Genomic DNA, 26257 nt, shown 5'->3' on the forward strand with positions numbered 1-26257 from the left:
AAGCGCCATGCGTCGCCCTGCCTGCGGTGCACCAGGCGGGGCTAGCGCCGGCGTGCAGCGCAGCCCCAGCGCCAGCCATTGCAGCAACGCCTGCAAACAACCCAGCCTGGGGATGTAACGCCACCAAGCCCAAAAATCCCGCCAATATATCCGCCAGAACCCTATAACCCGCTAGACACTTCAAAATTTCCAGTAATCAACGAAAACCCATCACTCGCAAATCAGGACTTATCGCATAAAATTAAAATTATTAACACCCTCAATTAGATAATTTAAAAATAAAATAAAAAGCAAATTATCAATATTGTCTCTCCACAGAAACAACTGAAGCCGTGACTACGGCATAAGCACGTAGTATCTTTCTTCCTCGGTGGTTAAAAATTCATTCGAATCTTGTATACAAATACCATACCAGCGGGGATTCATCATGGACACAGATCAGTGCATAAACGGCGCTTCAAAAGACAGAGAGGATGCCTTAGCCAAACCCCGGGTTCGCAGCATCGTGCGGGTGCCCATCATTCTGGCCAGTGGGCACAAGGCCGCATCAGAAATCATCAGCTTTGGCAACCTGAGCGACAACGGCGAGCACTTTGCGGTGCGGTTTGAGCGCCCAAACGCCAAAGCGCCGCTGGTGCGCCTGCATTCAGAGTGCATCACGGGCGACGCGCTGGCCTCCGCACGCTGCGACTGCGGTCCCCAGCTCCAGGAAGCACTGCAACGCCTGCATACCGAAGGGGGCCTGCTCCTGTATTTGCGCCAAGAAGGCCGAGGCATTGGCCTTTATCGAAAACTGGAAGCCTACCTATTACAAGATCAAGGATTGGATACCTTTGCAGCGAATCGGGCTTTGGGCCATAAAGACGACGAGCGCAGTTACCAGGTCGCCGCTGACATGCTCCAAGCGCTGGGCATTCACACCATCCGCTTGCTCAGCAATAATCCCGACAAACAAAAGCAACTCAGCATGGCAGGCATTACCGTGGAGTCACGCATCCCTACCGGGGTGTTTGTCGATGCCGATAATCGCCATTACCTGGAAACCAAGGTCAAGCACTCACGCCACTCCATCGACGTTCCGGCTCTGCAAAAGGAAACCCCATGATCTCCCACCTATCGCCCATCAGCGGCGTTGCCACCCATGGCGGTCGCTATATTGCAAGCGCCGGATACGACAACCAGGTGATCTTGTGGGACGCCCACCAGAAAATCGCACTGGCCCGTGCCTGGCATGACCATCTGGCTAACCAGCTGTCCTTCAGCAGCGACGGCCAGCATTTGATCAGCGCCTCCAGCGACCACACGGCCCGGTTGTGGTCCGTGCCTGGCATGAAGCTCATCTGCGTGCTCTCCGACCATGGGGATGATGTAGAAATGGCCCAGTTCCACCCCACCGAGGCGCTGATCGCCACTGCCTCGCGCGACCACCATGTGAGGGTCTTCGACTTCCAAGGCCGGCTCCGGCACTGCCTCGCAGGCCATAGCGCCGATGTGATCTCGATAGCCTGGTCCGCCAATGGCCAGACACTGCTATCGTCCAGCGACGACGGCACGCTCAAGCAATGGTCACTGGCAACGGGAGACCTGCTCCAGGACATTGACCTTGGCGGCGTAGAGACCGACACCATTGCCATCGCCAACAATGGCACCGTCTATGCGGGCAATGATGCCGGCATGATCTTGACCATCGACGGCAGCCATCGCCAGGCAACACCGGCACACCAGGCTGGCATCAAGCGATTGGTTTACCAGGACAACGAGCAGTTGCTGGTGAGCTTGAGCTATGACCGGCTGCTGCGCGTCTGGAAAGCGCAATCCAGCGCCCTCACCCCCATTGCGCAGTCGAGCATTCCTGCACCGATATGGCCCAGGTCTTGCGCTTTTCTGGACAAGGACACCTTGGTTTTTGCCACCTTTGGCTCTTCCTACGCGCTCTTCCACATCCCAACGGGCGAATGGAATCTCGACAAGGTCTGCGCCACAGGCGGCATCAATGCCACCGCCACCCTGCAGCCCCCCTGGGGCGTGGTATCGATTGGCGACGCCGGCATTCTCAAAGCCCATGGCGAGCCCATCCGCGACCTGCGCAGCCTGTGCAACTTCCTCACGCCCCTCGGCGGCAAGATATGCACCGGCGGCCAAACTGGGGCGCTGTTCGATGCCGCAACAGGTGAGACGCTGTACCAACACCGATCCCCGCTCAACTGCGGCGCGGCATTCATGCGCAACGGCATTGCCCATATGGTCATTGGCAGCTATACAGGTGAAGGCCTCGTGTTTGCCCTGGCGCAAGATGGGGCTGTGCACCATGTCGCTACGCTGCAGCTGCATGACAACGCCGTCAAATCCATCGCCGCCTCCAGCCATAGGCTGTTCTCCGTGTGTGCGGATGGCAGCGCCGCCTGGTGGTCGATTGCGAGCTTGCACGAACTGTTCAGCAAACGCGATGCCCACAGCCGCATTGCCAATGGTTGCGCGGCACTGCCCAACGACCGCTTTGTCAGCGTCAGCCGGGATCGCAAGCTGCGGATCTGGGACGACTTTGCATCGACCGACCTGAACACCCCCCACCAGCATTCCATCAAATGTGTTGCCGCCAGCCCTGATGGCCAATGGATTGCCACGGGCTCCTACCATGGCTGCGTCGCCATCTACGACCATGCTGCAGGGCAATGGCAGCCCACCATGCGCCCCACCTCAGCGGGCATCTCGTCGCTGTGCTTTGACAGCGACAAGGCCCAATTTCTGGCCGGCTCCTACGATGGCAATATCTACGACATCCCGATCGTAAAACGGCACTAAGCAGCGGCGTTGCGCCGTGCCCCATCGGGGCTGCGCAAGCTTGGCTCCATCGTCTCGGCCATCACGCCCAGCTCAGGCTCCCAGCTTGGTCTCCCAGCTCGGTCTGCCAGGCCTGCAGCCACGCTGCGTAACAAGGTGCCTCATCCAAGGCCGCCAAGCGCAGAGGGCAGGTATTGCGCACGCCCTGCCATCGGTCAACATTGCCAACGCGGCAGTCAGCGCTGCAAATCGGCCGCGCCCTCAAACCGGCACAGACCGAGATGCGCATATACCAGCACCGCGGCTATCTCCCCCACCCGCCCCAAACGCCACCAACAACACGGGCAGCCCTATGGGCTGCCCGGTTCAAGGTGTTGGGATGCGGTCGTGCCGTCAAAGGGGCACAAAGATCGCGATCAGCAGAAACACCAAAACAATCCCGCCGATGATGGCAAAACGCTTGTTGGCGAATCGCCCAGCGCGGGTGTTGGGATTGGTGGGCTTGGTAGGTTTGGGGTCAGGTGGGTTCATAGCTCACAATCTATCCATTGGCCTGGCGCGCGCGCGTCGGACAAAGGACAGAAAGCAGGTCAGCGCTGAGTCGCGGGGCTTGTCGGTAGCAAAAGCTGGCCCCTACGTTGGGATAGAGGAAAACAGAATGCGTGGTTCGATGACTTTGGCAATGGTGCTGCTGGGCCTGGCACCAGCATGGGCGGCGGCGGGCGCTGCGGCAGCGGTGCCACAAGCCGCACGCAGTGAGCCCCCAACAGCAACCGCCACCGCTAATGTCTGTGCCAGCGACCGTGACAGTGATTCTGACGAGCGCCCCGATGGCGACAAAACGCCACGGCGCCCGCCCTCGTCTCAGCCCGCCAATGCGGAAACAACGCCATCTGCCCCCCAGCAGCCGGTCTTTATCATCAGCTGCAATGCCAGCGGCTGTACTGACAACCAGGGCCACTTTCTCACCCGCTCCGGCCCCCAGAACCTGGTGGGGCCCAATGGCATTCGCTGCCAAAGCATGGGCGGCAACTGGCAGTGCAATGCGCCTACACCGCCCTGATTCGCTACCTTGATGCGCCACTCTGACCCACAAGCTTGATTCACGGCGCTGCCTCGCAGCGCATAGAAATCCTGAACCCCTGCCCCCTGCAGGTCATTGCAAGCAGCGGCTGCCGTCGCCTGGCTACAACGGCAGGCGGCGCCTGCCGGGCACAGCAATGCATGCACCCATGGGCAGGACGAGTGCCCGTCCTTCACAAGCGCTTACACCCATCTGGATGTGTTGTTGCCTGGTCGGCTGCGCGCCGCCGACCGCGTAGCCCGTGGCGTGCAGCCGTTTTCTCCTAGATAACGGCGCCCTGCCTCGCCCTTTTTAATCACTGGCGACTAAATAACAGGTGCGAGTAGCGTTATCACCGATTCTATGGAAATGTGAATATTTATTAATTTCTTTGTTAACAAAATAAGATATTCGAAATTACATTTGTTATTAATCATTATCTACTGTCAACTCGTCTATCCAATAACCAAACCACTCCTCAGTAGACATGATTTAAATAGAATATTGAATTTCAATGTTCGATAGCCATAAACCCTACCAAGGAAGATGTATGCCAACGATTCGCCGTCACGCTTTACGCCACTACGCAGCCATCTCGCTTCTCGCCTGTACTGCATCCTGGGGACCGTTGGCTTCGGCCCAAACGCCGCCCGTTCCTTTTGTGGCCGTCAACAGCCTGCCCATCGACGAGCCAACGTCGTACCAGGTTGAAGGCCTACAGCAACGCGGACCGACCTTCCAAACCGGTGCGGTGCCCACCCGCATTCAGGAGCTGACCATAGGCTTTGACGCCGGGCTACCCACCACATTAACGCTCAGCCTGTACCTGCTCGATACCACCACCGAGTTCCCCACCGGCACGGCTCTGGCCTCAACCACGGTCAACGTTGACGGCACCGCTGCGGTCACCGAAGTGACGACCTACAGCGCCGCACAGCTGGGTGCTATTGCCACTACCACCTTGCAGGCCAACCAAAAGTACGCACTGATCTTGTCCAATGCCAGCGAATCGACCGGGTTCACCAACGATGACGCAACCACGAATGCCTACACCTTCCAAGGTGGGTTTGGCCCCATTGGCAGTGGCCATGTGGGGACGCGTGATGGCGGTGCCACCTGGGAAATGAATGAGGGCACCCTCGCCTACAGCATGACGGTCATCCCCTATGAAGAGGTGATCGTTGTGGAGCCACCCGCGGCCCCTACCCCGGTGCCAGCCCTGGGCGCCATGGGCCTGGTTTCGCTGGTCTCCGTCATGGGCTGGGTGGGGCTGCGCCGCGCACGTAAATCTGCCTAAACACAGGGCGCCTTCAGGCCTTGGCAAGCCACTGAAGGCGCACCATTTCGGTGCTCACCCCCATGGCTGCCCCCCAGGGCGCAGCTGCCAATCCCAACGTCATCCAACCTCTGGAGCTACCCGATGCCACACCCGACCCGCACCGCTTTTCGCCGCTATGCCGCCCTGGGCCTGCTCGCCTGCGCTGCATCTTGGGCACCGATCGCATCGGCACAAAGCCAGCCACCGGTGGTGGTGATGGATAGCACCACGTTTGACTTCTACTCGGCCTATGACGTGGGCGATATCCAATGGCGCGGCCCGGCCTTTACCACCGGCACCGTGCCAACGCGGATCACGGAGATCACTTTCGGCTTGGCGAACGGGGACCCGGCAACCACCGCCCAACTCCGCTTGTTCCAACTCGACGACAGCAGTGAATTGCCCACCGGTGCCGCGCTGGCGACGGCAACGCTGCCCATCGTCGTCCCCAATGACCCCGCCAACCTGAACGCCAACACCTATACGGCAGCGCAACTGGGCACGATCCCCAGCACCACGCTGCTGGCAGGCAAAAAGTACGCGCTGATCCTGTCCAGCCCATCGGGTGGCTTTATCGCACTGTCCGACAACAACGGCCCCGGCAATGCCTATACCTATGCAGGCGGTTTTTCCTTAGCGGCCAGTGGCTATGTGGAAACCTACGACAGTGGCACCACCTGGCTCCAGAACGCCCAGGTCACCCCTGCGATGAAGCTGACCGTCGTGCCCGTCGATGACCCGATCGTGGTGCCCCCGGCTGCACCTACCCCTGTGCCAGGCCTGGGCGCCGTGGGTCTGGTCTCGCTGGTCTCGGTGATGGGGCTGATCGGCCTGCGCCGCGCGCGCAAGTCTGCCGCCTGAATCAGCACCGGGGGGCGCCAGGCAGGCGCTCCCCTCGCCCACCACCTGGATGGGCAGCGCTCGGGATGCGCTGCCAGACCGCTTGGAGCGGCCCATGGGCGCTATGGGCCACCAAGACAAGCGGATGGAGGGCCCGGCACCTGTGCCACTACCCGCAGGCGCTGGGGCACAGCTGACCCAGAACGGAGCGCCGCCCCTGCACCTTCTTCTGCCCCCTGCACCCGCAGTCTGCCTGCAGGCACTACGGGCTGGCGATGCCCCCAGCCACCGTACGGACGGTTGCCATCGATGGCAGCAACGCAGGGCCAGCCGCAGCCTTCGCCACCACAGGCCGGCCTGTGCAACCTGCCACTTGGCAAGGGGCAACAGAGGCAACCAGGGCGCTAGGGCGACATGAGCAAGACGGGTGGCAGGGGCAACCACACCGGCATTGCATGCGCCATGCCGGGCTCGCCCGTTTACGCCACCCGCGGCGCAAGCGTTCCCATTTTTACATGCCTTTTCTTTTGTCATACCAGTGTCATGCGGGCGCAGCGGCACCGGGCGCCATGTTGCCCACCTTGGGCCCAGGGTTCCGGGGCTTTTGCGAGGGTGCGGGGTCCGTGACTGGGGTGCCCCTGCCTGGGCGATACCCCGTGCCAGGCATGCAAAGAATGATGCCATGTCAGCAAGTTATAGCCCCAAGAACAGCAGCGCTTTTAATTAGTTAAAACCTATTAATTACCATGTTTTTATTAATAATATAATTTCATCGTGATAGGCTATGGTTGCATTCTTGCTGAATACATGACTTGAACACATATCTCTGCATCGCACATTGGGCACGCCCAAACGATTTGAGTAGGTCCTGACGCTCAGCATGGCCATGCAGAGCAGGCCAGACAAAAAGTAATTTGATACACCGATAACGACGTGTATCTCATTAAACATTTGTTATGAGTTTCAATTTTTAAGTTGCTCTAAGCTATGAATAGAAGTTTTTTTGCATACAACCATTGAATGCAAAAGACTCACTTAATCTTTTTCAACGCAGAAGATATGAAGAAAAACCATCCTCTCCTCCCTCGCCGACAACTCGCCGCCATCGCTTTGCTGGCCTGCGCCACTGCCTGGAGCCCCCTGGCCTCCGCACAAACCGCGCCCACCCCCATCGTGGTGGTCGACAGCACCGGATGGGATTTTTATTCCACCTATGAGGTCACTGCCACCGAGTGGCGCGGCCCGGCCTTCAGCACCGGGGCGGAGCCGGTAAAAATCTCAGAAATTACCCTGGGGCTGTCCAATGGCGACCCCTCCGTGCAGGCCATCGTGCAGCTGTACCTGCTGGACGACACGACCGAGCTGCCCACCGGCGCGGCCCTGGGCAGCGCCAGCCTGCCGGTGGTCGTCCCCAACGATGATGCCAACCTCAACCCCAATACCTACACCGCAGCCCAGCTGGGCAGCATTGCCAGCACGGTGCTGCTACCCCACAAAAAGTATGCGCTGATCGTCTCCAACACCTCGGGCGGCACCCTGGCCCTGTCGGACTACAACGGCCTGAGCGACACCAGCTACACCTTTGCTGGCGGTTTTTCGATCGCCGCCGAAGGCTATCTGCACACCCCCGACAGCGGCAGCACCTGGGAGAAGCTCGGACTGGTGACCCCCGGCTTTCGCCTGACCGTAGTTCCCGAGCAAGAGCCCCCCGTGATCGTGGATCCCGTGCTTCCCACCGCACCCACCCCCGTGCCCGGTCTGGGCACCCTGGGCCTTGTGTCCCTGGCGTCCGCCTTGGGTCTGCTGGGCCTGCGCCGCCGCAACCGGGGCTAAGTAGCTAACGCCCTGATGCCCGCTGCCTGGCGCTGTGCCACTCACCTCCCTTCACTGGCTATTCACATAGCTTTATACAACTTATAAATTAAAAATCGATATGAAAAAAGCATTTTCCCCACCCGCCCGCTATGCCCTGCTCACCGCCTGTCTGCTAAGCAGCTTTGCCCATGCCCAAAGCATTAACTTTACCGGCGACACCAACCCCACCGGCAATGTGGGGGCCAGCTACAGTGGATCAGATGTGATCGTGGGCATTACCGGCATCGGAAGCCTGGACGTGTTATCCGGTGCTGCACTGACCACCACCAACCAAATCTACGTTGGGCGCAGTGCTGGCGCATCTGGTACGGTCACCATTTCTGACGGTTCGCAATGGGATACGAGACGCGTGTTTATTGGCACCGCAAGCACGGGTGTCGTCCATGTTAAAAACAACGCAAAAGTTACGGCCAGCGATTATGTTTATATTGGTTTTCTCGCTGGAGGCCAGGGATCGCTCATTGTTGATGGCCCAGGATCATCTTTTACCAACTCAGGGACGTATAACGACCAATTTTGGGTAGGCCGTGATGGCGGATCAGGCTCTCTGAGGGTTATCAATGGTGCCACGGCACCCTTCGGGAGTCTTTTCACCTCTTCCACTCCAGGCTCCGCAAGTCTTATTGAAGTAGACGGAGCCAACTCAAGGCTAGAAGGGACACGGCAATGCGATTTAGGGATTGCTAACTCCACCACCATGCAAATAACCAATGGAGGCACTTTTGAATGTGGAACCATTGCGGACCTGGGCTTTGGCAGCGTTTCACTCAGCGGCGCTGGGTCTAAATGGCTATTGGGTAGATCTCTCGATATAGGAACTCCGGTTCGCATGAGCGATGCTGCATTGACCATTGGAGAAGGTAGCACCGTAGAGGTGACCAACCAGTTGCGGCTGCCCAACGTTGCTAACAACACGGCAGCAGTGAGCAAAGGCGTACTTAACATCGAAGGTGCTACCAGTCCGGGTACGTTCAGCGCTGCAGGCATTGTATTTGGCTTGAACGGCCTAGGCCGTATTAATTTCAACCATACGGATGCCTCTGGTAATTATCTATTTGCCACGCCCATTACCGGCCCAGGCACGGTTGAAACCAATGCATCGGGCATAACCATTCTGAACGGAAATAATACTTACAGCGGCAACACGCATATCAATGCAGGTGTATTGCGTGCAGGCGCTACCAACGGCCTCAGCCCTTCCTCTGATTATCTGGTGGCCAGCGGCGGCACGCTCGACTCCAGCACCTACAGCCCCATCCTCAAAAGCTTGGACAACAGGGGCACGGTAACGATGGCGGCAGGCAGCACCAGCAATGTGCTGACCATCACCCAAAACTACACCGGCAGTGGCGGTGTGATTGCGATGAACACCGCCTTGGGCGCAGACAACGCGGCCACCGAAAAGCTGGTGGTGCAGGGTGATACCAGCGGCAACACCACGCTGAACATCAGCAACCTGGGCGGTGCTGGTGCACAAACCACCGGCGACGGGATTTTGGTGGTGCAGGTCGATGGCGCCTCGAACGGCACCTTCAGCCTGCCCGCGCCCGGCCATGTGGTGGCCGGTGGATTCCGCTACGCGTTAGCCAAGGTGGGCAATCACTGGTATCTGCAGTCGGATGTCCATGCCGAAGCGAGCGGCCCCGAGGCCAGCGTGGTCTGCACCCCCGCCGAGCTGACGGACACCGCCAACCAGGTCGCCACCTGCACGGTGTCGCTGACGGCAGCGCCCAGCACGGACCTGCCGATCAACCTGCTGCTGCCAGCGGCCAACCCGCGCTACACGACCACCTGCGTATCGCCGCTGCTGATCGCCGCCAACGCCACCCAGGCCAGCTGCACGATCACCGCCACGCCCAACACCACGCCCGATGACGGCGATGTGATGGCCGAGCTGGCCATTGCCCCGCCCAGCACCGCCGATGCCTACACACTTGCCGGCCCTGCTGCGCAGGTGCTGATCAAAGACGCGGGCGCCACCCAGCCGCCTGCCACGCTGCAGCGGGTGCCCACGCTGGGCAGCTTTGGCCTGGCCGCGTTGGCGGCGCTGATGGGGCTGCTGGGCCTGCGCCGCAGCCGCACAACGGTGTAAAGCACGCCCTTCTGCGCCAGCCTTCGATGCCAGCCCCAGGTGAAAACCTGGGGCTGTGCCGTTTGGGCGCAGCCATCTGGGCAGTCCAGCCAGACACGGCTGTCTACGCCCACCACCAAACACCCGCAGGCTAGCGCGACCAGCAACGGGGCTAGGCCCCTCCAAGGCAGCGCCCATTCACACGGCCCTGGGCGGGCATCCAGCCTTATTGCGGGCCACCGTCGGCATGGTCTTTCTTTATTCCACAAAACCATCATCTGCCTTTTTTGATTGCATAAATCTATCATTCATGAGAGGCTCATTGCGCCTTTGCCGCTAGTGCAGGGCAGCAATGCCCAGAGCGGGTGCCGGCCCAGTGTCAACCCGCCCAGCCCCAGACTGTTCCAGGCCTTGCTTGTCGATAGCTTCTTACCACCCTATCAATCAAAAATGATGATCAAAAATTACTACACCTCGGCTGTTTTCTGCGCCCTGCTCTTTGGCAGCCTGCTCCCGGGCCTGGCGCAGGCCCAGAGTGTCCACTTCAGCGGAGACGCAACCCCCACCGGCAACCTGGGCGCCAGCCACAACGCTACCGAGGTGACGATTGGCCACAGCGGTACCAGTACGCTGGCGATTCTCCACGGTGGTCAACTGGTGTCTGACAACGGAACGGTTAGCGAACAGGCAGGCAGCGCAGGCACGGTGCTGGTGGAGGGCCTGCAGTCGTCCTGGACCGTGGCAGGCGACCTGCTGCTGGGCCAAGCCGGATCGGCCACCCTCCAGGTGCGCCATGGCGCCAGCGTATCGAGCGGCCAGACCTTGGAGTCGACTCCACTGCCCGGCTCCAGCGCGCTGATCGACGTTGAGGGCCGCTTTTCCACGCTGCGCGGGGAAGAATGCCATTTCGCGGGACAAGGCAGGTCGACCGTGCAGATCCGCGATGGCGCTTGGCTCGACTGCGAAACCAATGCAATGGTCTACTTTGGCGACCTTGTGCTGAGCGGCACGGGTTCCCGGTGGACGGTGGGTACCCATTTGGAAATTGGCAGCTACGCCGGCCAGGCCGACACCGCCTTGACGATCGGCGAAGGCGCCACCGTCGATGTACGCGATGTGCTGTGGTTGTCGTCCCCGGCGCCAGGCGCCGCCGGCCGCGCTGTGCTGACGATTGAAGGCAGCATCCACCCAGGGGCTCTGCAGGTCTACACCTTGGTACTGGGCAATGCGGCGTCGAGCATGCTGAACCTGAACCACAGCGATACCTCCGGGCAGTACCAGCTCACACCGGACTTGCATGGCAGCGGTCAGGTCCACGCCAACGGCCCGGGCACCACGGTGCTGACGGGCAACAACAGCTACCAGGGCAGCACCCGCATCAACGCGGGCCTGCTGCGCGCAGGCGCGGCCAACAGCTTGAGCCCCGCCTCGGACTTTGTCGTGGCCGCTGGCGCCACGCTCGATACCAGCAGCTACAGCCCCACGGTGCAGAGCCTGGACAACAGCGGGCGGGTCACCCTGGCCGCCGGTGGCACCGGCAGTGTGCTGACCGTCACGCAGGATTACAGCGGCGATGGCGGTGTGATCGAGATACACACGGCCTTGGGCGCTGATGCATCGCCTTGCGCGCAGCTGGTGGTGCGGGGCGATACCAGCGGCGACAGCATTTTGCACATCAACAACCTGGGCGGCGCGGGGGCTGCCACCACCGGTGATGGCATTGTGGTGGTGCAGGTCGATGGGGCCTCGAACGGCACATTCCGCCTGCCCGCGCCCGGCTATGTGGAGGCAGGTGGATGGCGCTACACGCTGGCCCAGGTGGGCAAGCACTGGTTTTTGCAGTCGGACCACCCGGCGGAAGTGGCCGGGCCCGCCCCCACCCCAGTGCCTACGCTGGGCACCCTGGGCCTGGGCGCAATGGCCACGCTGATGGCGGCTGTGGGCCTGCGCCGCCGCAAAACACTGTAAAGGGCGCAGGACACAGCGGGCGCTGGCAGCAGCGAACCGTTGTGTACGGGGGCGGGAGCGCGGGCGCTGGAGCTGCGTTGGCTCAGCCATTTACTTCGCTTTACAAATAGCTTTTCTCAACCATATAATTAATAACTACTATGCAAAAGCAATATACCCCTCCCTCCTCCACGTTCTGCGCGTTAGCGGCCGGCTGCCCGGCATGGCGCAGGCCCAAAGCAGCCCTTTCCATATTGACGCCGCACCCGCCCATCGGTTGGCGCTGCCCTGCTGGCGCACAGTGCGCATAAGCGGAGGCGGCCCACGGCTTTTGCCGAGGCCCACTGAGCAAGCGGCAGATGGCGCCAGGCGCTGTCAGCCAGGCAGGGCTTGGTGCTGGCTGATGGGCAGTAGCTGGCCGCAGCCTGCCAGCCCTGCACAGATGCCGCCGCCCGGCGAGGCGAATGCGGCACGACGGTGCCAAACAGGCTGCCCTCGCCATATCCATTGCCAGACCTACGCCCTACGCCCTACGCCCTACGCCCTACGCCCTACGCCCTACGCCTTACGCCTTACGCCTTACGCCCTAAGCAGCCTACCCGCCTGCATGGCCTTGTGACCATCGGCTTGGCAGGCGCCAGGGTTCCACCTAAAAACAGCATGAAAAAACACCTCCAAACCTGTTGTGCTGGCGCAGCCGCTGGCGTGCTAGGCGCCGCATTCTGCGGGGCGCCTGCCAGCGCCCAGCATGTGACGCTGCCCGTGGTGGTGGTGGACAGCACGGCCCTCAGCCGCCACCATGGCCATACCGTCGATACCCTGCGCTGGATGGGCCCGGCCTTCCATACGGGGGCTGTGGCGACACAGATCAGTGCGATTTCGCTGGGCATGCAGCACCCCAAAGCGATCGCCAACCCCTTGGAGAGCTGGTGGCCCAGGTCTGAGCGTGACCGCTGGCCATCGGCGGTGGCGGTGGCGGCATCGTCACCTGTGGTGACCACCACGGCGGACTTCAAAAGATGCATGTCGGCACGCCCCCCTCCAGGCGCAGCATCTTGGGCCTGGGGCACACAGACCATTGCTGCGGTATTGCGGCTCTACCAGCTCGATGACAGCACCGAGCTGCCCCAGGGTGCGGCGCTGGCGAGCACGACCATCGATGTCGCCGTCTTTGCGCCCAACGATGGGCGCCTCAACACCTACACCGCGGTGCAGCTGGGCAGCGTCGCCCGCACCACACTCCAGGCGTTTAAAAAATACGCGTTGGTGCTCGCCAGCAAGGACGGTTGCCCACTGGAGCTGTATGACAACCGAGGCCCTGCCAACGCCTATCGCTTTGCAGGCGGCTTCTCGGGCGCGGCCACTGGCTATCTGCGAACCCTCGATGGCGGCACCCACTGGAGCAAGGACGGCACGGTGACACCGGTGGTGCGCATGACGGTGACAGCGATAGCCGACCAAGGCACGGACCGCGACATGGGCAGCGACAACGACAGCGACTGGCCCGAGGGAGCCCTGCGCATGCCCGAACTGCCAGCCTGGGCGCAATGGCCATGGGTGGAGCGTTAGGCGGCGCTCTATATAGAGGCATGCAAGCTTGGCTAGGCTGATGGCGCTGCAAGGCCCGCGCTGCAGGCCACAGCCCACGGTGCGCAACCCTCGGGATCACCGCCGCTGAGCGTGGCCCACCCCAGGGGCACCTTCTGTATGCCTCCTGGCATCCCGGGCTGCGGCCCGCAGTCAATCGCTCCACAGGCCGGCAGCCGACCCCACAGGGTGGCTGCTGGCCTTTTTGTTGCCAGGTGGGGCAGATCGAAAAACATGGAGGCAAGGCAATGCCGCCACGGCTGGGGCGAGCCCGTACGAAGCAGCCCGCCCAGCGCGCCCGGGCAAGACTTACAAAAAACTTACATAATACCTAGCTATCACACCCGTTTTGTAATACTTTTAATTTATGATCAGCACTCCTCTGGAGGGAGGAAAAGTGCTTCTCAGGAAGACGACCCTTGGGCCCGCCTTGTGCGGGCCCTTTTTTTGCGCGCAGCGCTGCGCAAACGACCGGTAACACCTGGGAGCCTCAGGGTTTGCGCGATGCCGCCGAGGGTGGACGAAAATGGCTCTGGCTTCCCACAGCCAACCAGGCCACCTCGTAGGAGCATGCCTACAGATTTGTTAACAAAGGTACAAGTACAATTTGCCGTTGCTTTTTGTGCCTGTAGCCGCCCTCACCTCCGCCACCTCCATGCCCCAATCTCCTTCTTCGCAGCCGCGCAGCCTGTTCCCTTTGCCGCTGCCCATGCTGATGGGGTTTGCCGCCGCCGCCATTGCTGCGCTGGTCATCGCCATTGTCAATGTCTACTCGGCCGATGTGCGCGCCCGCGCGGTGACAAGCATCGACCGCATGACGGCGGCCATGCGCCAGCTCAATGAATTCTCGGCGTCGCTCAAGGATGCAGAGACCGGGCAGCGCGGCTTTTTGCTGACGGGCGACCCGGCCTACCTGCAGCCCTACCAGCGCGCGCAAGATGCGCTGGAGGCGCAGCTCAAGGGCCTGGCGGCCAGCAACAACAGCGCGCCGCTGCGCCAGGAACGGGTGCAGGCGATTGATGCGCTGGCCCACCAGAAGCTCGGCGAGCTCGAAGCGACGATTAACCTGAAACAAGCGGGCCGGGGCGATGAGGCGATGGCACTGGTGCGCACCGACAAGGGCAAGCTGGTGATGGACAGCCTCAACAACGAGGTCAACAGCCTGTACCTGCTGCAAAACGCCGAGCTCGATCTGCGCCGCCGCGCCTGGGAACAGGCCGCCATCACCTCGACCTATGTCACCTGGGGCGGCTCGGTGGTGATGCTGGTGCTGGTGCTTCTGTCGGCCGCGCTGTCGATGCGCGAGTTCCGCGCCAAGGCGCGCCAGGCCTGGGTGGCCGATGGCCTGGCAGGCCTGAACCAAAGCCTGCAGGGCGACCACCGGCTGGAAGAAGTGGGCGCACGCGCGCTGGAGTTTTTGGCCAGCTACCTGGGCGCCCGCGTGGGTGCCGGCTACGCCCGCCATGGCATGGACGACCGCTACCAGCTGTTTGGCGGCTACGCGCTGCCCCCAGATGCACTGCAGGCCCACCTGCTGGCCGGCGAAGGCCTGGCCGGCCAGGTGCTGCGCAGCGGCAAGCTGCTGAAGGTGGGCGGCCTGGACCAGAGCCACCTGAAGATCACTTCGAGCCTGGGCCAGTCGCAGCCGCTGGAGCTGGTGCTGGCCCCCGCCGTAGAAAACGGCCAGGTGCATGCGCTGATCGAGCTGGGCTTTGCCCGCCCGGTGCTGCCGGCCGAGCTGGACTTGCTCGCAGGCGCGTCGCCCGTGCTGGCCGTGGCGGTGCGCTCGGCGCTGGACCGCTCGCGCCTGGAGAAGCTGCTGGAAGAGACCCGCCAGCAGGCCGAAGAGCTGCTGGTGCAGCAAGAAGAGATGCGTGCAAGCAACGAGGAGCTGGAGCAGCAAAGCCAGGCACTGCAGCGCTCGCAGGCGCAGATGGAGCAGCAGCAGCAGGAGCTGGAGCAGACCAATGCCTACCTGGAAGAGCAGACGCAAAAGCTGGAGCACCAGCGCGAGCAGCTGCTGCGCGCCAAGGATGCGCTGACCGACAAGGCGCGCGAGCTGGAAGTGGCCAGCCAGTACAAGAGCGAGTTTTTGGCCAATATGAGCCATGAGCTGCGCACGCCGCTGAACTCGACCCTGATCCTGGCCAAGCTGCTGGGCGACAACAAGCAGGGCAACCTCACGGGCGAGCAGGTCAAGTACGCGCAGACCATTTATGCGGCCGGCAATGATTTGCTGGCGCTGATCAACGACATTCTGGACCTGGCCAAGATTGAAGCCGGCCAGGCTAATGTGGTGCTCGAGCCGGTGAACCTGGGCACTGCGATGCAGTCGCTCATCGAGCCGCTGCGCCCGCTGGCCCAGCAAAAGGGCCTGGCGCTGAGCTGCCATATTGCCCCGGGTGTGCCCACCTATGCGCAGACCGACAGCCTGCGCCTGGGCCAGATTCTGAAAAACCTGCTGTCCAACGCGATCAAGTTCACCGACCGGGGCAGCGTGAGCCTGCAGCTGTCGCAAAGCCAGCCAGGCACCTTGAGCTTTGCGGTGCAGGACACGGGCATCGGCATCCCCGAGCACCAGCAGCAGCTGATTTTTGAGGCCTTCCAGCAGGCCGATGGCAGCACCCACCGCAAGTACGGCGGCACGGGCCTGGGCCTGTCGATTGCGCGCGACCTGGCGCAGCTGCTGGGCGGCCAGGTGACCGTGCAAAGCACGCCGGGGCAAGGCAGCGTGTTCAGCTTTCATATGCCGCTGGTGGCAGCGGCTGCCCCGGCCGCCGAAGTGCCGGTGGCGCCCAAGGCGGCTGACGCGCTGCGCCCGGTGCAGCCCGCGCCGCTGAGCGCGCCCACCAAGACGATTGCGCCGGCCGCTGCGCCCCGGGCCATGGCGCCGATGCAGTCGAATACCGCCGTTGCCACGGCTGGTGCGGCCACCGCAACCACGCTGGCCGATGCCACCGCCTTGGCCAGCGCCGCCAGCGCCGCCACCGCTGCCACCGCTGCTACTGCTGCTACCGCTGCCGTAGCCCCGGCTACCGAGCTGGCGCTGCCCACCATCATCCAGGGCCGCCATCTGCTGGTGGTGGAGGATGACCCGCGTTTTGCCGACATTCTGCAAGAGCTGGCGCGCGAGATGGGCTTTAGCTGCCAGGTGGCGCGCAATGCGGCCGATGGCCTGTCGGCCGCGCTGCAGTTTTTGCCCAATGCGATTGTGCTGGACATCAACCTGCCCGATTTCTCGGGCCTGGGCGTGCTGGACCAGCTCAAGCGCAACCCGAGCACGCGCCATATTCCGGTGCACATCGTCTCGGTGGCCGATTACTCGCAAGAAGCGCTGGTGCGCGGCGCACTGGGTTACGCCTTGAAGCCGGTGCAGCGCGAAGAGTTGGCCCAGGCCCTGAAGCGGCTGGAGGCCAAGTTCACCCAGAACATCCACCGCGTGCTGCTGGTCGAAGACGACGAGCGCCAGCGCGACAGCGTGCACAGCCTGCTGGGCAACAGCGAGGTCGATGTGGTGTGTGCCGGCACCGCCACCCAGGCGCTGGAGTACCTGGCCCAGGGCACCTATGACTGCATGATCATGGACCTGAACCTGCCGGACATGAGCGGCTTTGCGCTGCTTGAGCGCATGTCCGAGCAAGACGGCGTGTCCTTCCCGCCGGTGATTGTCTACACCGGCCGGGCACTGTCGCGCGATGAAGAGTTGCAGCTGCGGCGCTTCTCGCACTCGATCATCATCAAGGATGCGCGCTCGCCCGAGCGCCTGCTCGATGAGGTGACCTTGTTCCTGCACCAGGTGGAGTCGCGCCTGTCGCCCGAGCACCAGCAGATGCTGGCCCAGGCCCGCAGCCGCGAGGCCGCGCTGGAAGGGCGCAAGGTGCTGGTGGTGGAGGACGATGTGCGCAATGTGTTTGCGCTGACCAGCATTCTGGAGCCCACCGGCATTGCGGTGGACATTGCCCGCAATGGCCGCGAAGCGCTCGAGGCACTGGACCGCGAAGACAGCAGCGTGGACCTGGTCCTGATGGACATCATGATGCCCGAGATGGATGGCTACACCGCCATGCGCGAGATTCGCAGCCGCGCGCATTTGAAGCGCCTGCCCATCATTGCGCTGACCGCCAAGGCCATGAAGGACGACCAGGAAAAATGCCTGGCCGCCGGTGCCAACGATTACATCGCCAAACCACTGGACGTGGAGAAACTGCTGTCCCTGGTGCGCGTCTGGATGCCCAAATAAAGCCCCATGCCGTTACGCAAAAAGGCCGAGATTGCCGAGATTGAGCAGCGCCTGCTGCTCGACGGTATTTATTACCGTTACCACTATGATTTTCGCGGCTATGCGCAGGGATCGATCAAGCGCGGGCTGGAGGCGGCGCTTGCCTCCTTTGGCTGCAAAACCCTGTCGCAACTGCAGGACAGGATCATGCACGACCCCTCGGCATTTACCGCGCTGTTGGGCTACCTGACGGTACAGGTCAGCGACATGTTCCGCGACCCGGGGTATTTTGCGGCGTTGCGCCGCGAGGTGGTGCCGCTCTTGCGCACCTACCCCTCGCTCAAGATCTGGGTGGCCGGCTGCAGCACGGGCGAAGAGGTCTACTCGCTGGCCATCCTGCTGCAGGAAGAAGGCCTGCTCGAGCGCAGCCTGATCTATGCCACCGATATCAACTCGCAGGCGCTGCGCGTGGCCGAACAAGGCATTTTTGGCATTGAGCGGGCCGAGTCGTTCTCTGCGAATTATTTGAAAGCGGGCGGCAAACGCTCGCTGGCCGATTACTACACCGCCCATTACGGCCATATTGTGCTGGACAAGGAGCTGCGCAAGAACGTGGTATTTGCCGACCACAGCCTGGCGACCGACAGCGTATTTGCCGAGATGCATTTGATATCGTGCCGGAATGTGCTGATTTATTTTGATGCCAACTTGCAAAACCGCGCGCTGGATCTTTTCCGGCAGTCATTATGCCATCGCGGTTTTTTGGGTTTGGGCATGAAAGAATCGCTGCGATTTTCGAACCAGGCGCCCGCATTTGAAGATGTGGCGGTGGTGGAAAAGATATACCAGAAAAAACCCAGCATTGATTAGTTTGACCATACCCGCCCCGCAGATGGCGTGCCGCCGCATGCCATGGGTCCTAGCTTTTGACTTGTAGCGCCATGAAGACCATAGACGGCATCAAATGCCTGATTGTTGATGACATTCCGCAGAACCTGGTCGCCCTGGAAGCGCTGCTCCAGCGCGAGGGTGTGCAGTTTCTCAAAGCCCACTCGGCGCGCGAGGCGCTGGAGCTGCTGCTGCAGCACAACGATGTGGCGCTGGCCCTCTTGGATGTGCAGATGCCGGAGATGAACGGCTTTGACCTGGCCGCGCTGATCCGGGGCAGTGAGCGCACGCGCCATATTCCGCTGATCTTCATGACTGCGGGCACGCATGAGCAGAACTGGCAGTTCCAGGGCTATGAGAGCGGCGCGGTGGATTTTCTGTACAAGCCCATCGACCCGGACATGCTCACAGCCAAGGTGAACATCTTTTTTGAGCTGCACCGCCGCAAGCAGGAGCTGGCCCAGCAATTGCAAGAGCGCACCGAGGCGCTGCGCGTCAACGAGATGTTCATGGCGGTGCTCAGCCACGACCTGCGCAACCCCTTGCAGACCATCAAGATGAGCGCCAGCTTGCTCAAGCGCCAGACCGATGCGAGCAAGAACGAAGAGCTGGCCGAGCGCCTGCTGGGCAACAGCCAGCGCATGGCCCGCATGGTCGAGGATTTGCTCGATGTGACCCGCATCCGCCAGGCCGGCGGCCTGCGCCTGAGCCTGGCCGAGATGGACCTGGCCCCGCTGTGCGCGGCAGCGGTGGAAGACGCGCGCCAGTGCAGCACCGAGCGCGTGCTGCACTACCAGGCCCAGGGCGACACCCAGGGCCGCTGGGACAGCGAGCGCCTGGCCCAGGTGGTGAGCAATATCCTGGGCAATGCCGTCAAGCACGGCGCGGTCGATGCGCCGATCCGCGTGACGCTGGATGGCAGCCAGCCGGCCGAAGTGCTGCTGGCCATCGAAAACGCCGGGACCATTCCGCCGGCCTTGCTGCCCGATCTGTTCAAGCCCTTTCGGGGCGGCGAGCGCCAGCCCGGGCAAAGCGAAGGCCTGGGCCTGGGGCTCTATATTGCCCAGCAGATTGCCCAGGCGCATGGTGGGTCCATTCAGGTGCAATCGGCCGAGGGCCAGACCCGCTTTGAGATCCGGCTGCCGCGCCAGCCGCTGGCGCAGGGCCGGCAGGCGGTGCTGTAAGGACCTGTTCAAGGTTTACTGACCGGCTCATCCACCCCAGCGCTGCGCTGCTGCGCGCTATAGTTTTTATGGATCGGACTGGCCGGCGGCTGCGCCAGCCCATAAGCAAAAGGACGGCAAAGCCGTCCTTTTTTGCATCAGCGCACGAGGGCACTGGGGGTGCTGAAGTGCTTATTGCAGCGTGGCGCTGGCGCGCTGTGCCTCGATCTGGCCGAGCAGGTTTTCGAGCTCTTCAATCTCAAAAGGCTTGAGCAAGGTGCGCACATTGGGGCCCCACTGCGCCGGGTAGTGGCCCAGGTCGTAGCCGGTGCACAGCACAATCCAGCGCAGCGGCGCTTGCTTGAGCAGCGCCTGGGCCAGGTCGGTGCCCGATTGCCCCGGCAGGCTGACATCGGTCACCACAAGGTCAAACGGCGCCTGGGCATCGAGCTGCAGCGCATCTTCGGCATTGGCGCAGCAGGTGATGCTGCGGCCCGGCCCTTCCATGAGGCAGCCGATGGTCTCGCGCAGCTCTGCATTGTCTTCTATATAGACTATTTTCATTGCAAATCCAATAATAAAAGATTATTGCAATAAAACTATTGCAACCTGAGATTTGCACCAAGGAATTTATCCTTGTAGGACATTTTCTTTTTATGCCGATGGAATATACCACATGGTGCCAGCGGGGGAAATTCCCATGCTAGATGGCGAGGTCAAAAAATCGGTTTCAGCGTTTTGTAGTCCTACACTGACAGTGTCCGTTTGCGCGCACCCACAAGGCATTTGCAGACCATGGTTAAACTAAGGCTCTAGCCATTGAGGCTGTTGAAAAAGGTATTAAACCGACCATTGAGGCAGGTCAATACCAAGTATCAAATTTATAATTTAGCAATACGGCTCTGGATATTATCGCAGCGAATAATATATTTATGGTCTGCATGATTTTGATAATCATGGCCGCTTGTGCCGTGACCTGTGGTTATCCGATCCGGTTGTGCAGTTTCAAAAAAGACCGCGAGCCAGTCAGCCAGAGCTGCACTGCCGCTACCAAGGAAGACCAATGATCAACGTAGGACTTGTCGATGACCACGCCATCGTTCGCTCCGGCCTGAAGCAATTTCTCGCGGATTTTGTAGATATCCGCGTCGTGGGAGAAGCCTCCAATGGCCGCGAAGCCATTGACCTGGTGCGCAATGAATCGATTGACGTGCTGGTGATGGACCTGTCGATGCCCGGCCAAAGCGGTATCGATGCGCTGACCATGCTGCGCGCCAAGGAGCCCGATATGGGCATCCTGATCCTGAGCGGCTACCCGGCCGAGCACTATGCGATCAACCTGATCCGCCAAGGGGTGAACGGCTACCTGAACAAGGAATGCGACCCGAGCGAGATTGTGGAAGCGATTCGCACCATCTCGCTGGGCAAGCGCTACCTGACTCCTATGGTCGCCAACCTGCTGGCCCAGCAGCTGGGCCGCAAGGACGATGCCCCGCCGCACGAGCACCTGTCCGAGCGCGAGTTCCAGGTGTTCCTCAAACTCGCCCAGGGCGAAACCGCCAGCAATGTGGCCGAGCAGCTGTCGCTGAGCGTCAAGACGGTGAGCACCTACCGCACTCGCTTGATGGAGAAGATGACCTTGAGCTCCAACAGCGACCTGACCTACTACGCATTGAAGAACGGCCTGATCAGCTGATCGCCCGCCTCCCCACAAGCCACACGCCACCTTCGGGTGGCGTTTGCTTTGGCGGGGCAGGTGGTGGTGTGCGGCAGCGGCCAGGCGCTAACGGCAACCTGGGGCGCAAGAGATCGCCCTCCCCTCATCCGCAGCCCGCTGTTTTTCTGAGCACTGCGCCGCACCATGCCCTTGTCGCCCACCATCGAGCGCTTGGCCACCATGCGCTGATTTGCCGCCTACACTGTGGGCCTGCTGCCGAGGCTGGCTGTGCGGTTGCGGCCTTGTTGCCCGCCCAATTCCGCGCCACTGGCATCTCCATTACCGACTACTTGGCCGCGCCCGCGCTATGCGATGAGGCGGCTAAGGTGGCTGAGGCAATTGCACCGGCTCGGCCGCCCCATCGGCACGCAGCGCCCAGGCACTATTCAGAACGCAAGGACATCAACCATGGCCATCCATATCGAAACCCCGACCATCGCATCGCGCGCGCTGTCGCTGCGCACCGGCAAGCACGTGCGCCTGAAGCTCGAGACCTTGCAGCCCAGCGGCTCGTTCAAGACGCGTGGCATCGGCCACGCCTGCGAGGTCTACCGGTCGCGCGGCGCCAAGCGCTTTATCTCCTCGTCGGGCGGCAATGCCGGCTATGCGGTGGCCTATGCCGGCCGCATGCTGCAGACGCCGGTGACTGTGGTGGTGCCGGCGACCACATCGCAGCGCGCCCAGGACCTGATCCGCTCCGAAGGGGCTGAGGTGATCGTGCACGGCGCATCGTGGATGGAGGCCCATGCCCATGCCCAGCAGCTGATGACGGCCAGCGATGCCTTTTTGCACCCCTTTGATGACCCCTTGCTCTGGACCGGCCACGCCACGATGATCGATGAGCTGGCGCGGCAAGGCGAGCGACCCGATCTGGTGGTTTGCTCGGTGGGGGGCGGTGGCCTGCTATGCGGTGTGGTCGAAGGTCTGCAGCGCAATGGCTGGGGCGCCGTGCCGGTCCTTGCCGCCGAAACTGCAGGCGCCGATTCATTGGCCCAGGCGATGCAAGCCGGCGCGCCCACCTTGCTGCCCGGCATCACCTCGATTGCCACATCGCTGGGCGCACGCCAGGTCTGCGACCGCGCATGGGCGCTGACCCGGGAGCACCGCATCGAGAGCGTGGTGGTACCCGATGCCGCCGCGGTGGCCGCCTGCGAAGAGCTGCTGCTGGAACATCGCATGCTGGTGGAGCCCGCCTGCGGCGCATCGGTGGCGGCGCTGCACAGCGCATCGCCGCTGCTGCAGCAAGCCCAGTCCGTCGTGGTCATCCTCTGCGGCGGCGTTGGCATTACCGCGCGCCAGCTCGCCCAGTGGAGCGCCGAGTTGGCGAGCTAATGGGCGGCGATTGCAGCCATGGTTGCTGGGCGCGGCTGACAAACCATCGGACCAGCACACCCGCTGCGCCCATACTCCCTTGCGCACGCCACCTTCAGGTGGCTTTTTTTATGCTTGCCTCATTTATTCAAGCTAAAAACTATATTACCTAGCACCGCCTATGAATACTGCATCCCATCTCACCCATATCGGCCTTGCACCTACAAACACCAGAAAGCAAGTTGTTGATATTAAAAGGCATTCTTCCCAAACCCCAATGTAACTTAATGCTAAAACTATACTTATTTGTTAAATTGCTCTACAGTGCGTTTGGTAAGTTATACAAATTTATTCTTTAGTATCTTTTTGCATTAGGAATAACCCATGCAACGCCACACACTGCCCGCCCGGCTGCGCCATGTACTGTTGTGGGGAAGCGCGGCAATGCTGGCAAGCACCCAAGCATCGGCGCAGCAGGCCCCCATCCTCGACCTGAACTCTGGCCCCTCCTTGATCTCGCTGGTGGAAAACGGCGATTTCACGCAGACCAATACCTGGTCAGCCACCAGCAAGTGGGCCTACAGTGGCATGGCTTGCACCAACCCCTCCTATTCCTTTGGCACACCCAACCCCGGTCCGCACGATTTGAATGCGCCCTCTATCGCTGGTTGGGCCTATGGGCCAAGCGCACTGGGGGGTGCTCGCGTGAGCGTCGATCTACGCTGGACCGACGGTGCTGCTCCCAGTGGACAGAGCGTTCTAACGGTGCAGCTGGGCAGCATTCCCTACGCAACCATTACCACCTCAGCGGCCACTGGAACGGTGGCAACCGTTACCTATCAAAACGGAGCCTCCGGCAATTTGACGTTGTTGGCAGCATCGCCATCGTTCACCCTCCTCGTGCTGAACCTGCCCACCAACGTGCAGGACGACACGAATCTGGTATTTAGCTACACCGGTGAGGAGTCCAGCAGCACCGATACGCTGTGCATTGACAATGTCGTGGCCCAGGCCTACCGCGATGCATCTCCGGGCCGAGGCAATAACCTGAGGTTTGACGAAGGCGACCCGCCCGTCGCCATCGTAGGAACAGCGGCCAGCATCGATGATGTGGACAGCAGCACCATGCAGAGTGCGACGGTGACCTTTACCAACCTCCTGGCCGGTGATGTGGTGCGCTTGGACAACCAGGCGCTTGTGGCCGGCAGCGCTGGCGTGGCCAATGGCATTGCGTATACGGTTACTGCGGGCAGTGGCGGCAGCTTGCGCCTGGTGTTGGCTGGGCCGGCACCCAACGCCGCCTATATTGCAGCGCTGCAAATGCTGAGCTTTGAGCCCACAGCGTCGCCACTGGATATCACCGACCGCATCGTCACCTTCGTGGTGAACGATGGCACCAGTGACTCCAACACGGCAACGGCCACCATTGAGATCAATGCCAGTCCTGTCGCCAGCAACAATGGAAAAACCATAGACAAGGCGCACACTGCCACTGTCACAGGCAATCTACTGACCGACGACGATGGCAACGGCGTGGACCAGGACCCCAATGGAGATGCGTTCGTGCTCAGCCGCTTTGCAGGCATGCCCGTGACGGGGCCCTTGGCATACCCTGGAAACTATGGCAGCTGGACCCTCAATCCTGATGGCAATTACACCTATCTGCTGGACACCAACCATCCCGCCGTGGCTGCATTGACGCGCACCCAATCACTGCAAGACAGCGTTGTCTACAGGATCGACGAGGTGGGCGCACAAGCGGTCGATGGATCATTCAACAACAGCTTGGTAGGTCCTTCACAGCCTGGCTGGTATTCGCCTCACAACGCCTTCATCTCCGATGCATCAGACACACAAAGTGGCGTGGTGTACAACCCATCTCCAGACGGGGGCAACTTCCTCAGGCTCCAAGGCAATGGCTACGATCCGCTGGGCTCCAGTGGCGTCATCCAGCAGACGCTTTCAGGGCTGGTAGCAGGCACGACTTATGAGCTGCAGTTCTACCAGACGATTTCAGCGCATAACTTAGCCGGCATCGGCACCGTTCCTGGCCACATTCAAGTGACCTTTGGCAGTGAGGTCTACTCATCGCCCGTACTGACCGCGCCTGCAGTAGGAACAGCAGCAGCTTGGCAGCTCATCACCATGAGTTTTACGGCTAGCGCAACCACGCAGCTGCTGGAGCTCAGAGGTGTGCCCGATGCCAGTGCGGGCTGGGCAGAAATGGCCATTGACGGCGTCACCATCTCTCGCACCAGCGGCACACCGTTGTTTGGCGAAGCCACCGTGACGATGAATATCGTGGGTCTCAACACCCCACCGGTATCCAGCCCAGCCAGCGTGACCACGCCGCAAAACACGCCGCTGTCCCAGGCCTTGCCCGCTGCATCGGATGTGGATGGCGACACGGTAATCTATGCGCTGGGCACGACTGCGCCAGGGCATGGCAGCGTCACCATCCAGACCAATGGCGACTTTGTCTACACCCCCACCGACGGCTACAGCGGACCGGACAGCTTCAGCTTTGTCGTGAACGATGGCTTTGGCGGCACGAACGAATACCGCGTCGATATCACCGTGGTGCCCAACACCAACCCCAGCGATGGCGATGAGGCCTTCACCATCAGCCAGGGGCAGACGCTGACGGGCAATCTGCTGGCCAATGCCAGCGATGCCGAGGGCGATGCGCTGCGCATCACCGGCTTTACCGTGAATGGCCAAAGCTACCAGCCAGGCGACACCGCGACCATTGCCAATACCGGCACGCTGCGGGTGGCCAGTGATGGCCAGTTCAGCTTCCAGCCCGATGCACTATTCAAAGGCGAGGTTCCGGAAGTGCGCTACACCGTGGCCGATGCACGCGGCGGCACGGACGCATCGACCTTGCGCATCACCGTGGAAGCCGCCACGGCCAGCGTAAAAGCCGTGCCGCTGGGCGGGCCGCTGTGGGCCTGGATGGCAACAGTGCTGGTTGCAGGCATTGCGCTGCGCAGAACGCGCAAAGCGCGCTGAGCAGCCCAGAGGCAACCGTCCATGCAGCGGGCACCCGGCGGGGGTGTCCGCTTTTTTTATGGCTCCAGCCAGGCCGATTTCTTTGTGCAGCAGAGAACCTGTTCTATGCGCCCAGCACATCTGCGGCAGGGTTCAATGCGCGCTTGGAGGCCTTTGTGGTGTGGATGCAAGGCAATCCCCAGGCATCGGCGCGCCGTTGAAGGGGCTGCTGTAGGCGGCGTCTGCCCCCTGCGCTGCCGTGGCGCAAGGCAGATAGATAGCCGCTGGGTAGCACCTTCTTCACCACCCCTCTCAATTGTAAATTTTGTCAACAAATGTTCTTTTTGTTCTACAATCCATCGCTTCGAATCTCCCTCGGGCTCCACAGCAGCGCCCGCTGACGGCAAGCCCATCTATGGGCCATGGATTTCCTCAAGCGCCCCCTGCTCCCTGCCAGCTGGGCGTATCCACGGATCTAAAGCCAGA

Annotated in this window: 17 protein-coding genes; 15 read left to right on the forward strand and 2 right to left on the reverse strand. The window is 61.5% G+C overall.

Annotated elements, in window-relative coordinates; translation table 11 throughout:
* Positions 1 to 553: 553 nt before the first annotated feature.
* Both WH265_RS03345 and WH265_RS03350 read left to right on the forward strand, forming a co-directional pair.
* Positions 554 to 1105 carry a GTP cyclohydrolase II gene (locus WH265_RS03345; protein WP_339557413.1) on the forward strand — a complete coding sequence of 184 codons (552 nt, stop codon included), beginning with the start codon at positions 554 to 556 and terminating at the stop codon, positions 1103 to 1105.
* Entirely contained in the window at positions 1102 to 2802 is a 1701-nt protein-coding gene (locus WH265_RS03350) for a WD40 repeat domain-containing protein (RefSeq protein WP_339557313.1), read from the forward strand. Before WH265_RS03345 ends, WH265_RS03350 begins: the two co-directional genes overlap by 4 nt.
* 372 nt (positions 2803 to 3174) lie before the next feature.
* Here the strand turns inward: WH265_RS03350 and WH265_RS03355 are convergent, their stop codons facing one another.
* The gene (locus WH265_RS03355) at positions 3175 to 3312 is read right to left on the reverse strand and encodes a hypothetical protein (protein WP_021028029.1); all 138 of its coding nucleotides are present in this window, start codon (positions 3310 to 3312) and stop codon (positions 3175 to 3177) included.
* Between the two features lie 139 nt (positions 3313 to 3451).
* On the opposite strand from WH265_RS03355, the gene WH265_RS03360 reads away from it, so the two are divergent.
* From WH265_RS03360 to WH265_RS03405, 10 genes are all read left to right on the forward strand, one after another.
* A complete protein-coding gene (locus WH265_RS03360; protein WP_339557314.1) occupies positions 3452 to 3844 on the forward strand; it encodes a hypothetical protein in 393 nt (130 codons plus the stop codon).
* Positions 3845 to 4394: 550 nt separating this feature from the next.
* Complete coding sequence (locus tag WH265_RS03365; protein ID WP_339557315.1) at positions 4395 to 5141, forward strand: hypothetical protein; 747 nt, start codon at positions 4395 to 4397, stop codon at positions 5139 to 5141.
* Between the two features lie 123 nt (positions 5142 to 5264).
* Entirely contained in the window at positions 5265 to 6023 is a 759-nt protein-coding gene (locus WH265_RS03370; protein WP_339557316.1) for a hypothetical protein, read from the forward strand.
* A gap of 1038 nt (positions 6024 to 7061) precedes the next feature.
* A complete protein-coding gene (locus tag WH265_RS03375; protein WP_339557317.1) occupies positions 7062 to 7835 on the forward strand; it encodes a hypothetical protein in 774 nt (257 codons plus the stop codon).
* Between the two features lie 100 nt (positions 7836 to 7935).
* A complete protein-coding gene (locus WH265_RS03380) occupies positions 7936 to 9969 on the forward strand; it encodes an autotransporter outer membrane beta-barrel domain-containing protein (RefSeq protein ID WP_339557318.1) in 2034 nt (677 codons plus the stop codon).
* A gap of 429 nt (positions 9970 to 10398) precedes the next feature.
* Positions 10399 to 11916, forward strand: a complete 1518-nt coding sequence (locus WH265_RS03385; RefSeq protein ID WP_339557319.1) for an IPTL-CTERM sorting domain-containing protein — start codon at positions 10399 to 10401, stop codon at positions 11914 to 11916.
* 639 nt (positions 11917 to 12555) lie between these two features.
* Positions 12556 to 13464, forward strand: coding sequence for a hypothetical protein (locus WH265_RS03390; RefSeq protein ID WP_148293182.1), 909 nt, complete (start codon positions 12556 to 12558; stop codon positions 13462 to 13464).
* Between the two features lie 673 nt (positions 13465 to 14137).
* A complete protein-coding gene (locus WH265_RS03395) occupies positions 14138 to 17722 on the forward strand; it encodes a response regulator (RefSeq protein ID WP_339557320.1) in 3585 nt (1194 codons plus the stop codon).
* 6 nt (positions 17723 to 17728) lie between these two features.
* On the forward strand, positions 17729 to 18571 hold the full coding sequence (locus WH265_RS03400) for a CheR family methyltransferase (RefSeq protein ID WP_339519323.1): 843 nt from the start codon (positions 17729 to 17731) through the stop codon (positions 18569 to 18571).
* A gap of 71 nt (positions 18572 to 18642) precedes the next feature.
* Entirely contained in the window at positions 18643 to 19773 is a 1131-nt protein-coding gene (locus WH265_RS03405) for a hybrid sensor histidine kinase/response regulator (RefSeq protein WP_027011009.1), read from the forward strand.
* 171 nt (positions 19774 to 19944) lie between these two features.
* Here the strand turns inward: WH265_RS03405 and WH265_RS03410 are convergent, their stop codons facing one another.
* Complete coding sequence (locus WH265_RS03410) at positions 19945 to 20316, reverse strand: response regulator (RefSeq protein WP_021027374.1); 372 nt, start codon at positions 20314 to 20316, stop codon at positions 19945 to 19947.
* Positions 20317 to 20815: 499 nt separating this feature from the next.
* On the opposite strand from WH265_RS03410, the gene WH265_RS03415 reads away from it, so the two are divergent.
* From WH265_RS03415 to WH265_RS03425, 3 genes are all read left to right on the forward strand, one after another.
* On the forward strand, positions 20816 to 21448 hold the full coding sequence (locus WH265_RS03415; RefSeq protein ID WP_182323988.1) for a response regulator: 633 nt from the start codon (positions 20816 to 20818) through the stop codon (positions 21446 to 21448).
* A gap of 429 nt (positions 21449 to 21877) precedes the next feature.
* A complete protein-coding gene (locus WH265_RS03420) occupies positions 21878 to 22801 on the forward strand; it encodes a pyridoxal-phosphate dependent enzyme (RefSeq protein WP_339557321.1) in 924 nt (307 codons plus the stop codon).
* A 363-nt stretch (positions 22802 to 23164) separates the two neighbouring features.
* Complete coding sequence (locus WH265_RS03425) at positions 23165 to 25792, forward strand: Ig-like domain-containing protein (protein ID WP_339557322.1); 2628 nt, start codon at positions 23165 to 23167, stop codon at positions 25790 to 25792.
* Positions 25793 to 26257 lie beyond the last annotated feature (465 nt).

This window comes from Comamonas sp. MYb396, from assembly GCF_037479555.1.
In the GTDB taxonomy this organism is placed as follows: Bacteria; Pseudomonadota; Gammaproteobacteria; order Burkholderiales; family Burkholderiaceae_C; genus Comamonas.